The 12,270-nt window shown below is 45.2% G+C and carries 11 protein-coding genes; 5 read left to right on the top strand and 6 right to left on the bottom strand.

The features are described 5' to 3' along the window. The first annotated feature begins 48 nt into the window (after positions 1-48). The gene (locus tag P401_RS0102360) at positions 49-618 is read left to right on the top strand and encodes a 5' nucleotidase, NT5C type (RefSeq protein WP_029341055.1); all 570 of its coding nucleotides are present in this window, start codon (positions 49-51) and stop codon (positions 616-618) included. Between the two features lie 98 nt (positions 619-716). Next, a complete protein-coding gene (locus tag P401_RS0102355) occupies positions 717-1,799 on the top strand; it encodes a GGDEF domain-containing protein (protein ID WP_029341054.1) in 1,083 nt (360 codons plus the stop codon). 55 nt (positions 1,800-1,854) lie between these two features. Here P401_RS0102355 and P401_RS0102350 read toward each other — a convergent pair whose 3' ends face one another. From P401_RS0102350 to P401_RS0102330, 5 genes are all read right to left on the bottom strand, one after another. Next, positions 1,855-3,684, bottom strand: a complete 1,830-nt coding sequence (locus tag P401_RS0102350) for a GGDEF domain-containing phosphodiesterase (RefSeq protein WP_029341053.1) — start codon at positions 3,682-3,684, stop codon at positions 1,855-1,857. A gap of 152 nt (positions 3,685-3,836) precedes the next feature. Further along, positions 3,837-5,267 carry a bifunctional ADP-dependent NAD(P)H-hydrate dehydratase/NAD(P)H-hydrate epimerase gene (locus tag P401_RS0102345; RefSeq protein ID WP_029341052.1) on the bottom strand — a complete coding sequence of 477 codons (1,431 nt, stop codon included), beginning with the start codon at positions 5,265-5,267 and terminating at the stop codon, positions 3,837-3,839. Between the two features lie 94 nt (positions 5,268-5,361). Then, entirely contained in the window at positions 5,362-5,793 is a 432-nt protein-coding gene (locus P401_RS0102340) for a Fur family transcriptional regulator (RefSeq protein ID WP_029341051.1), read from the bottom strand. Then, positions 5,765-6,634, bottom strand: a complete 870-nt coding sequence (locus P401_RS0102335) for a metal ABC transporter permease (RefSeq protein WP_029341050.1) — start codon at positions 6,632-6,634, stop codon at positions 5,765-5,767. The genes P401_RS0102340 and P401_RS0102335 overlap by 29 nt, the downstream gene beginning before the upstream one ends. Further along, complete coding sequence (locus P401_RS0102330; RefSeq protein ID WP_023467526.1) at positions 6,631-7,398, bottom strand: metal ABC transporter ATP-binding protein; 768 nt, start codon at positions 7,396-7,398, stop codon at positions 6,631-6,633. Before P401_RS0102330 ends, P401_RS0102335 begins: the two co-directional genes overlap by 4 nt. 215 nt (positions 7,399-7,613) lie before the next feature. Between P401_RS0102330 and P401_RS0102325 the strand changes: the two genes are divergently transcribed. From P401_RS0102325 to P401_RS17455, 3 genes are read left to right on the top strand one after another with little or no spacing between them, the layout of a single operon-like run. Then, entirely contained in the window at positions 7,614-9,152 is a 1,539-nt protein-coding gene (locus P401_RS0102325) for a Ppx/GppA family phosphatase (protein WP_029341049.1), read from the top strand. After that, the gene (locus P401_RS0102320; RefSeq protein WP_029341048.1) at positions 9,149-11,302 is read left to right on the top strand and encodes an RNA degradosome polyphosphate kinase; all 2,154 of its coding nucleotides are present in this window, start codon (positions 9,149-9,151) and stop codon (positions 11,300-11,302) included. The genes P401_RS0102325 and P401_RS0102320 overlap by 4 nt, the downstream gene beginning before the upstream one ends. Before the next feature lie 55 nt (positions 11,303-11,357). Beyond that, entirely contained in the window at positions 11,358-11,528 is a 171-nt protein-coding gene (locus P401_RS17455) for a XapX domain-containing protein (RefSeq protein WP_034785920.1), read from the top strand. 301 nt (positions 11,529-11,829) lie between these two features. Here P401_RS17455 and P401_RS17450 read toward each other — a convergent pair whose 3' ends face one another. Continuing rightward, complete coding sequence (locus P401_RS17450) at positions 11,830-12,267, bottom strand: hypothetical protein (RefSeq protein ID WP_236627059.1); 438 nt, start codon at positions 12,265-12,267, stop codon at positions 11,830-11,832. Positions 12,268-12,270: the final 3 nt, after the last annotated feature.

Here is a 12,270-nt window from a genome sequence, read left to right as displayed (position 1 = left end):
TATGTTATACTAAGTGAAGAAAAATTTTTAGAACGTGGGTGACTGTAAATGAAAATTGGAATCGACATCGATGGAACGATCACACATCCATCCTCTTGCTTCACTTACATGAATAAATATCTCGGAACGTCGATCGACTTCGACCAGGCGTCCGAGTATGAATTGCATACGTATACCAATATGAATCAAATCGAATTTTGGGACTACATGGTGAACTCTGGTCATGAGACCGGGATCTATCGTGAATCTATTCCTCAAGAACACGTCCGCCACCACTTATGGAATTTGCGGAAGCAATATGATCTCCATTACGTGACAGCACGATCGGAGCTCGTTCGTCCCGTAACAGAAGAGTGGATCAAACAACACGAACTTCCTCTTGATTCCTTGATCATGACGGGATCACACGACAAAGTACAAGTCGTCCGTGATTTATCACTCGATTTATTCATGGAAGACCGATTAGAGAATGCTGTGCAGATCGCAGAAGACACATCTATTCCTGTCATCTTGTTCGACGCACCTTATAACCGTAAAGCCGTACCGAATAATGTCATTCGTGTCGCTTCATGGAATGAGGCCGTTCAAGAGATTCAAAAATTTGCACCGATTCGTTAAAACAGCCGATTAGGCTGTTTTTTCCATTTTTATGTCATTACATGACTTGATATCGTACAATGACTATAGGATTGAAACTTTGATATAGGAAGGGCTTCATGATGCTTGCAACAGTGAATATCTTTTTTATGAATATTTGTATTATTTTTTTCGTTTCTACGTTCACCTTTTACTTACTTCGTGATCGTTTGCCAATTCAACCTGACTCTAAAATGTCTACTCGTCTCTATTTCGGACTGTCCAATGGTATAACTGGCATTCTACTTATGCATCATGCAATCGACTTGAATGGAGCATTGATTGATTTACGGTTATTACCTCTCGCTTTGTCTGCCTTGTTCGGTGGTAATATCAGTATTGCCGTAACAGGGCTGATGCTCTTGATTTATCGATTCGTGATTGATAGTGGAGATTCACTAAGCGCTCTGTTTAGTTCTGTCATCACACTACTTGGATTTCTAGTACTTTCTTTTATTTGTCGTCGATTCATCAAACGGCAAGGTTACTTCTTTTCTGCCATCGTCACGGTCGGTTCCCTACTCGTACTCTCGCGATTGATTATGAGTAACTCTCCAGCGGATGCCTGGGGAACGATTTATATTCCATATTTCATTTTAACGATTGGTGGAGCCTTTTTGTTTTATCGTTTGTCTTCACTTCTTCAGCAGCATTTTGTTCTTTATTCTTATCAATCCTACCTTGCTTCGACCGATCAATTGACGCGCCTCGCGAATCGCCATGTCATTTTAGAAAAAGTCACGGCGCTCGAAAAAAGTAAAGATTCTTGGGGCGTTATCTTGTTTGATTTGGATCACTTTAAGAATATAAACGATACACACGGTTATGCTGTCGGAGACGCTGTCTTGCGCCACTTTTCGATCTTATTGAACGAGCATTGTCCGGCACCGGTTACGGTCGGTCGATATGGTGGTGAAGAATTCATCGTCATCGTTCCAGACATTGAACTGCATCATCCTGTCGTCCTAGCTGAAACAATCGTAACAGCCGTTCAGCAAACAACATTCGTCATGCAAGATCATGCCGTATTCATTACGGTGTCTGCAGGTATTGCTTACGCTCATCAACAACCAACTGAAACAGTATTTAAGCAAGCGGATAGCGCTTTATACGAAGCCAAAGCGCAAGGACGAAATCAGTATCGCCTGTATCGATCGGAATGAATACTAAAAAGCCACTTCTCCTCCGAGCGATTCGGACTGAAGTGGCTTTTGTTGGTCAACGGACCGTTCCTTCATTTGTTTTTTGCAGGAGACATATGATTTCTTCAAGTGGTACCGGTTTAGCAAAGAAATAACCTTGGAATAGATGAATGCCGATTTCCTTGGCAATACGTACTTCTTCTCCTGTCTCTACGCCCTCAACGATACATTCGACATGCATCGATTGACTCAATTGGAAAATTGACTCGAGGATGGATTGTCGTTTCTCCGATTCGCCGATTTGTTCGATGAATTGCTTCGGAATCTTTAATTGACGTAATGGCAATAAGCGTTCTAGGACGTGATATGAGGCATGTCCGGTTCCGAAATCATCAAGCGAAACCGGGAAATCGAGCGTTTTGATACGCTTAAGCGCTCGATGAATCGACTGACTCTCAAAATCAAGCGACTGACTTTCTGTGATCTCGATCTTAATTTGTTGCGGCTTTAATGCATACTTGAGTAGTGTTCGTTCAATGAATGGCATGAATGCCTCACTCGTCAACTGGCGTGGTGATACGTTGACCGACAGCGTAAACTCATCCGGAACCAGACCAATTAATGCTTTACGCGTCTTACACCCTTCCTCAAAGATCCACTCTCCTAAACGAATGATCAAGTCACTTTTTTCAGCAATCGGAATGAACACGGATGGTCGATCAGCTCCCTGCAATGGGGTCTTCCATCGAACCAATGCCTCAAGACCAATGAATTGCTCTGATTGGACATCATACTGCAATTGATAGACGAGATGAAAATCCGTTTCAATATTAGCCTGCGCTAGCGATTGTGCTGCTTTGACTCGCAATTCTTGATCCTTACGCCAGGCTTGGTCAATGCACATCACACGTTCATTTTGTTGCGCGGCTTCTTGTAACGCAGTCAATAACTGCTGTACCCGACGCTTCCGATTGTCCGTTGCCCCTTCTCCATTATCGATGACGATGGATATGTTGACGTAGACATGATGCCCCTCGATTTCGTATGGTACGGAGATTGCTTGACTCAATTCTTCCATCGCTTCCTTACATGCCACCTCGTCCGGCTTTTCCATGACGATCAATAATGTTCCTGCTTCAATCCGAGCAAACGCTTGGTAAGGAGGTAGTTGTCTCTTGAGTCGCTCGATACAGGCACGTAGTACTTGTGACTGAATATCTTCTCCGAAATACCGCGCCAACTCATAGTAGTTTTCTAAATGAATTCCGACGAAAATGAGCTGTTGTTCGGGTCTTGGAAAATCAATTTCGTTTAACCCTTGGCGATTCAAGACACCTGTTTCCTCATCACGTCGCGCTGTATCGTGTAATTGTATCGCAAGGTCATTTAACCGATTTAAATTACGGATATGCAAGTGATTGATGACAAGCGCAATCGATACGCTAATCACAATCATGCCAATCCGTCCATAATGGTCCGTCGGATCAATTTCTACCGTCACGGTATCGGCATTCCACATGACATACAAACTAGTTGCGACAGCAACCATGATGGCGTACCACATCATGATGCGTTGATACGAGATTAAAGCGATCATCAAAAACAAAAAGCAACTTGCCCAAACGGTAACTGCCGCGTAAGGTAAAAAGCTAATCGATGTAATCGGAACGACGAGCAACATCAAGGACAATAAGTGCGTTTGCAAAACGATTCCCATCTTGCGACGGCTAATATAAAAAATAAATAGACCCATGACGATTAAAAATGAAATGATGACAGAACGACTCAAATACGCATTCTTAATTGTCTCTTCTGTCGTCGTATAAATGATCAAAGCTCCAACGAACATCATGAATAAGGCAAAATTCCCGATCCACCATTGTTGTTTCCGAACGATATCCTCCATGCTTTTCCCCCTCCTTTCTGTCAGATTTTCCGTATAAAGGTTTCGACATCGCTTGATGATACTCCTGTTAAATGGAATGTGTCAATTCCTTCCTAAAAAGAAAAGTCTTCCCTCATACGTATCGTGGAAGACTTTCTTTCAAATTGATGTTTTTATAGTTCGACTCTACCTAACTCCTCGATGACATCCGTTGCTAGCAAGCTACTCGGATGTAAGCGTCGTTCAACTTGCCGAGAAGCACGTGCATACCACTCTGCTCCTTGCGCTAATGTTCTTTCGATGTCGCCTGTTGGATGTTGTGCAAGAAGGCTGGTTAATATGCCAAACAGAGTATCCCCACTTCCTCCTTTGGCGAGACCACTTGATGCACCAGAGATGACGAATCCGCCTCCATCCGGTTTCGCGATTAAGATGACATGGGACTTCAAGACGACAGTCACTTGATGCAAGATGGCATAGTCAGTTGCCTGACCAAAAAGATCATCTTGAATACTTGCGACACTCTGGTTCGTCATCCGGGCGAATTCACCGATATGCGGTGTGACGATGATTGGTGCGGTTCGTTCTGGATAACTTTCTTTTACTAGAGCTGCAGCATCTAATACAACCGGCACATCACTCTCAAGTAGATGGTCCACCCATGTTTCGACTGCCTCTTGCGATAATCCAGGACCGATTCCAACTGCTGAGATGGAGGGGAGCATCTCCTGAATTGCTGGTAACGTCTGATCAATGACCATCGCTTCCGGCGCTTGGACGATGATTCCATGTTTCGCAAGTGCCGTCGTCGCAACTTGTAGTTTACCGACTCCTGTTCGTAAGGCTGCCCGTGTCGCGAGTTGGATGGAGCCCGGCATCGTCTCACTTCCACCAATCAATAGCGCCGTCCCGTACGTTCCTTTATGCCCGTATGGTTCCCGCTTGAATAAGGCGGTCACATCCTTAGGTGATACGCGCCATTCACCAAAAGTCGGTAATCCGATATCAATTGTTTCTGATTCGCCATAAAACGGGGCTGTTCGTGTTAAAAAGACAGATCGTTTCATTGCATGCAATTGGAATGTCACGTCTGCGCGAATCGCTGTCTCTTTAAATTCCGTTGCATGATCTGTCGGTACTCCGCTCGGAACATCTACTGCATAGATACGTGCCCCTTGTCGCTTTTGTTCCGATACGAATTCACACTGCGCTTCGAACACTTGATTCATCCGCTTTGGATCAAATCCCGTTCCATATAAGGCATCTAGAATGACATCATATTGACCACACGGTTGTTCGGTCACGAGTCCAAACGCTTCTGCATAATGGACATGAACGATAGATGTATCCGAACGATTCTCTCCAAATGGTGCATGTAGTGTGACATCAAATCCGTCGCGTATCAATTCGCGTCCAATGACATACCCATCCCCACCGTTATTGCCTGTCCCACATAAAATCAAGATTCGCTCCGTCTTCCTATGACGCTCTTTGATACGTGTTGCGATGTGACTTCCAGCTCGTTCCATCAGCACTTCAAGTGGCAGTCCGGATGTCCGTGCCCACTCATCGATTTGTCGCGCTTCTTGTGTATCATAAATCATCTTCTCATCACCTCCGTTCGACTATTCCCGTTTTGAACAGGACTAGTCTTTTAAAACGCAAAAAGAGGACGCCCGACCGGGCATCCTCTTTCATTTAAGATGTCATGCGTTGACAATTCGCACAGCTTCCATAAATTTCGAACTTATGATCCTCGACTTCAAAGCCAGTCTCTTGGACCGGAGAAACCCATTCCATCGGACAGACATTCAATGTTTCCGTCTTGCCGCAGATTCGGCATATCAAATGATGATGATGGTGTCCTGAAGCACAAGCTGCTCGGTATTTCATCTCACCGTCTAATTCCGTCACTTCTAATAAGTCGATTTCCGAAAAGTCATTCAAGTTTCGATAGATTGTATCATAACTTAACGAAGGATGAGACGTTCGAAGAGCTTCTGCTACTTCCCGCGCACTGACATAACGATTCACTTCAAACAGATACGATAGCAAATCGAGACGCTTCGGTGTCATTTTAAACCCGGAAGCCTTCATGCGTTCACGCGCTTGTTCGATGTTCGTCTTCATGTGTTTTCCCTCCTATCCAAAAACGTTCCAACAGCATCACGATGATCAGCTCAAGTACCGCAAGCAAGACGATCATTCCGCCGGGTGCCAAATCGAACTGATAGGCCAGGATGAGCCCAAGTACTGTCGCAACTTCACCAAATATGATGGCTAAAAAGATCGTCGCCTTAAAACTTTTCGCAATTCGAAGTGCTGCCGCAACCGGTAACGTGATTAAGCTTGAGACAAGCAAAATCCCAACGATTCGCATACTGATCGCAATGACAAGCGCAACGACGATCATAAAGAGAATATGCACTAAGCGAAGGCGAATCCCGGAAACGCGCGCCTGCTCCTCGTCAAAGGAGAGGAACAACAATTCCTTATAAAAAGCAAAGACGAAGATGACGACGACGACCGTCACGATAAGAATCGTGTACACATCCGTCAAGGCGACAGCCGAGACCGTTCCAAACAAGAAGGAAACGAGATCCATTGAAAAGCCGTTCGCGAGACTGATGAATGTTGCTCCAAGCCCCATCCCTGTCGCCATGATGATTGGGATTGCGAGTTCTTGGAAATGCTTGTATTTCGCACGCAACCAATCGATCGTCAGTGCCGCGATGACCGCCGTCACGATTCCTAAATATAGTGGATTCAAGTCCGCTAATTGTGCGACCATTCCAGAAATCAAGAGACTGAGCGCAATTCCGGCAAGGGTGACGTGTGATAGTGCATCTGCGATTAGACTCATCCGCCGGACGACGACGAACGAACCGATCAATGGTGCCGTGAATCCGATCAGAATGGCAGCCACTAAAGCGTACTGTAAAAACTTTAACGTCATGAACGCTTCAATCATTGGACACTCTTCCCTTCATGAACGAGAACACGTCCCGGAACCGGATAGAGGGAGCGGATCGTCTGTTCATCTAGTTCCCAGTATTCCTTGATGCCACAGTTACACCCTAAACGTCCATCGACCAGATGAATCACATCCGTGACAAGTTTACTGACGAAGTGAATATCATGCGTGACAAGAACGAATGTCCGGCGCTTATCTCGACGAAGTTCTTCTAAGATCTCATAAAATTCTTTCACGTATCGCTGATCGACACCAACGGTTGGTTCATCCAAGATCATTAAATCAGGATCGTTGACGAGCGCACGTGCGATGAAAACACGTTGTTGTTGACCACCGGATAGGTCGCCGACTTTTGAATCGCGTCGCTCCCACATTCCGACCGTTTCGAGGGCCGTTCGTACTTTGTCTCGATCGTCGCGAGATAAGCGACGAAAGAGTCCTTTTTTGGCGTACAGTCCCATCTCAACGACTTCTGCGACAGTCACCGGAAAACCGGAGTTGAACGCTGCCGCTTTTTGCGAAACATAGCTAATCCGCCACCATTCATTGAATTGTGATTGGGATTGTCCAAATAAACGAATCGTTCCTTTCGGTTGCAATAACCCTAATATACATTTGATCAGCGTCGATTTTCCGGATCCATTTTCCCCGACAATGGCTAAAAATTGTCCTTGCTCGACCTGAAACGAGACTTGATTCAACACCCGACGATCTGGGTAATCATAGCTGACTTGATCAATCTCGATGATTGGTGTTTCCATTTATTTTCACTCCTTCCGTTTTCGTAAAACGGAATAATTACGCCTTAATCAACTGTCTTATTATAGCGCCCGCCAATTATTGGTGCAACTCTAGCAACTTCCTATCCTCCTTAGAAAACATTCAAGGTACAATAAAGAAAGAAGCTAGCTGTTTCCGGCTTGTTCAGAGAGGGAATTCTTTTAGTGCACGCATCGCAGAGAGGAGTCGGAGTCATTTGAAACAAGAACTTGCAGTCATCGATATCGGTTCCAACTCGATTCGTTATGTTATCTTCCATCCGATCGCTTCTGGTCGCTATATCGAGAAGATTAATATTAAAGTCGTCGCCCGATTATCTGCTCACATCAACGAGGATGGAGCACTCGATGATGAAGGCATCGCCTTACTCGAAGAAACTTTACATCGTTTTTATGAAGTTGGTGTCACCCATGAAGTCGAAGAAACGATCTGTGTCGCGACAGCAGCCATCCGTAATGCAACGAACCGAGATGCCATCGTTGAATCCGTTACAGAAAACACGCCTTTTTCCATTCAGGTTCTGACAGATGAACAAGAAGCATACTATGGCTATTTTGCCATCATCAATTCGACCTTCCTGACTGATGGCTTTTCTGTCGATATCGGTGGTGGTTCCATGGAAGTCACCTTGATTGAAAATCGCGAAATGGTGGCGTATCACAGCTTTCCATTTGGTGCCGTCACCTTGACACGGCAATTCGTTTCGGACGAGACACTAAGTGCCAGCGATAAGAAGAAATTGGTGAAATTCCTACGGGAACAATTCGAATCGGTTCCATGGCTGAGTGATAAAAAGCTTCCTTTAATCGGTGTCGGTGGTTCAGCCCGAAATTTCGTTCGGATCCATCAGTCGAATCAGGACTATCCCCTTCGAAGTGTTCACCAATATCAAATCAAAGCGAAAGAACTCGCGAAGATGGTCGACGATCTCGAAGGAAGGTCGGCGAAACAACTATCGAAAATCGAAGGACTCTCAAAAGATCGAATTGATATCTTCCTGCCGGCATTGATTGCGATTCAAGAGTTAGCCCATCACATCGAAGCGGAAGAATTCGTAATGAGTAATCTCGGTCTTCGCGAAGGTCTTGTTTACGAGTTCGATGTGCAGGACGAAGCATACCGTCGGATTGAAAACGTACGTGAGCAAAGTCTCTATCAGCTCGAAAGCGACTATAAGGTCAATCGAGATCGTGCGTCATATATTGGAACACTCGCCAAATCGATGTACCGGCAGCTCGTCACGCTCGACTTGATTTCAGAACGCGCGTCTGAGCTACGACTGCTCGATTCAGCAAGTCGCTTATTTTATTGTGGACAATACATTAATCCACATACACGATCGGACCAGACGTTCTACCTGTTGACGAATACCGAATTGAATGGCATGACGCACAAGGATCGCGTTGCTCTCTCGCTCGTCAGTTCCTATTCTTCTGCCAAACGGATGAACCAGCTTGCGAAACCTTTCAAGGACTGGTTTACGGAAAAATCGCTGGATCGCTTCGACCTACTTGGATCTCTCCTCAAATTAAGTCATGCGCTCGACGTGACGGAGCGAAAAGCTGTCGATCATTTGGAACTGTTCCTTGAAAAGGATCAACTCCAATTCGTCCTCGATACAGGGGATCATGATTATGGATTCGAAGTCGAAAAAGCGGAAAAACAAAAGAAACATCTGGAACGAATCATTGATTGTACGATTACCTTCGAAACGAAAGGAGATCTTCCTTCATGAAGCTCGACATACCTGAACATTTCAATAATCGTGAGCTCAGCTGGCTCCAGTTCAACAAACGTGTGCTGGATGAAGCGTTTGACACACGCAATCCGCTAATGGAACGTTTTAAGTTTCTCGGTATCTTTAGTTCCAATCTAGACGAGTTCTATATGGTACGAGTCGGTGGTTTAAAGGATGAAGTACTCGCCGGGTTCAATAAACCAGAAAATAAACAACAGATGACACCCAAACAACAGTTACGTGCGATCGCAGCGAAAACAAAAGAGTTAGTCGATCGGCAATACGAAGCATTTCAAGCAATCAATCAGACGTTATCCGATGAAGGCATTACATTCTTGAAATACGACGCTCTGACTTCGGAACAAACGACCTATGTAAAATCCTTTTTCCGTGAACAAGTCTTCCCGGTACTCACGCCCGTTGCCGTCGATGCCTATCGTCCGTTCCCGATGCTCTCGTCAAAGTCACTCAACATTGCGACGGTGCTTGAGGCAGAAGACGGGACAAAACGAAATTTGGCGCTCGTACAAGTACCTGCTGTCTTGCCACGATTCGTCGATTTACCGGTAGAAGATGACGAGACGACGGCTGTCATCTTACTCGAAGACGTCATCATCGCCTTCATCGATAGTCTATTCAAAGGTTATCGTGTGTTGTCTGCCATGCCGTTTCGAATTACGCGTAATGCCGACCTTCCGTTTCATGAGGAAGGTACCCATGATTTATTAAAGCTGATTGAGAAAGAATTAAAAAAACGGCGTTGGGGAGTCGCCATTCGACTCGAAGTTCAAAAAGCTGCCATCAATACCGAACTGCTCAACATGTTACGCGATGTACTGGATTTACAGGAACGCGACATCTTTGCCGTGGATGGTCCGATTGATTTGACGTTCTCCTTTGCCTTCTACAGTCAAATCGGTATTGAATATGATCATTTGATTTATCAGACGATCATGCCGGTCGACCCACCAGCACTCGATAGTTCAAAAAATCTGTTTAATCAATTGCTGGAACGCGACTATCTCTTGCATCATCCGTATCATACGTTTGATCCTATCGTCCGGTTCATCGTTCAAGCGGCGAATGATCCGAACGTCCTTGCCATCAAACAAACGCTTTATCGCGTATCTGGTGATTCTCCGATCATCAAAGCCTTGAAAACGGCCGCCGAAAACGGGAAACAGGTCACCGTCCTCGTTGAACTTAAGGCTCGATTTGACGAGGCGAAGAACATTGAATGGGCGAAGCAACTAGAAAAGGTCGGCGCCCATGTCATTTACGGATATAGTGATTTAAAGACCCACTCGAAGATCACGCTCGTCGTCCGACTCCACGAAGGCAAGATTCAGCGTTTCGTCCATCTTGGTACTGGCAATTATAATGATTCGACCGCGAAGTTATATACGGATGTCGGATTGCTGACGGCTCGGGAAGAAATCGCCGAAGATGCGACGAACTTCTTCAATTGGTTATCCGGGTACGGGGAACAGCCGGAATGGAACGTCATCCAAACTTCACCAAATGCAATGCTTGAGAAGTTCCTGTCATTGATTGATGAAGAGATTCATCATCATAAAAAACACGGAAACGGTCGAATCGTTGCCAAGATGAATAGTTTAACGGAAAAAGACATCATTTTACGGCTCTACAAGGCATCGCGTGCCGGTGTCCAAGTCGAACTCATCGTTCGGGGCGTCTGTTGTCTGCGTCCTGGCATTCCAGATGTTTCGGAGAACATTCGCGTCATCTCGATCGTCGATCGTTACTTGGAGCATTCACGCATCTTCTACTTCCATCACAACGGACAGGATTTGATGTATGGGTCAAGCGCTGACTGGATGACGCGTAACATGCGAAAACGGATTGAAATCTTGTTCCCGATCATGGACGAAGAACATAAAGAGTATTTAAAGGATTGTCTCGCCCTCGCCCTTGCTGATAATGTGAAGTCGCGTGAACAGGCAGCCGATGGATCCTATCATTACGTCAAAGACGGAAAACAGAGCTGTGAATCCCAGTTACTGATTCAAGACTATACGAGCGGCAAACTAAAACAAAAACCTATTTTTACAGCTCCATTGACTCAAAAGTGGATCACAATCGAAAAAAAGGATGACAAAGTCATTCTTGATCAAAACGCTACTTGACGTTTAATATGTACTTTACTTCAAATGCTAATTTACAGCAGAAAGGACGAAATGTATGCTTCAACAAATTTTGTTATCCCTTCTCGCAGGCGTCATCTGCGGTGTCGTATTCACCGCACTGAAACTGCCGATTCCTGCCCCACCCGTTTTCCCAGCTATCGTCGGGATCTTTGGTGTCTTCCTTGGGATGAAAATCTATCTATTTTTAGTAGAACGCTTTTTCTAATTCAAACAAAAATCGTTCTCTTTCTGCGCCAGGCAGTCAGAGAACGATTTTTTTGATTCTGTTTAAGGTTTTAATGATTAAATGATCATTCGTGCGAGCTCCGCTTGAATAGGGAAAGCTTTTACTCACTCTCTTCCGTTGCCGCAGCCGTATCTACCGCATGCAACATCTGTTGATGTAACCATCGGTGACAGGTCGGGCAAACCGTCTGATATCCTTCTGGTGTCAAATGCCATTCGAGTAACGACTGCCTAGACTCCTCACAATGAACACATTGACGCGCGACTTGTTCCAGATGATTTCACTCCTTAAAGCGCTCGATTCGACGTTGTTTAGACTGTTCGAGTGTCAGTACATCCGTTTCGAAATACCCATACTGCCATGAATCGAGCAGACGTGTGCGAACCACGCCTTCGACTGGTTCGGTTTTAAGACCAAGTTGATCGAGTGGTCGTCCAAGTAAGGGATGACGTAAATCCACACTGATGAGGTCAAGGCACACATAGGACCCTTCTGAGTCGTCAGCAGCCGTCAACCAAAACGGATCTTCTGGACGTGTCGTATACTCCGTAAACAAAGCTTCTGCATACGCAATGATACCATTGGTCGTCGCAAGAAAAACTTCTTCTCCCTCTGCCAGTTCTCCCGGCAAATAAAACGGTTCCTTTGTTTCATAATAGTGGACAACAGCTTGTCGGATCGCGAAGCTTGCCTCATCGACGACGAATAGATGACACATCAC

The organism is Exiguobacterium acetylicum DSM 20416 (genome assembly GCF_000702605.1).
In the GTDB taxonomy this organism is placed as follows: domain Bacteria; phylum Bacillota; class Bacilli; order Exiguobacteriales; family Exiguobacteriaceae; genus Exiguobacterium_A; species Exiguobacterium_A acetylicum.
The sequence above is the reverse complement of the archived record's forward strand: the minus strand, read 5'-3'. Positions and strand labels throughout refer to the sequence as shown.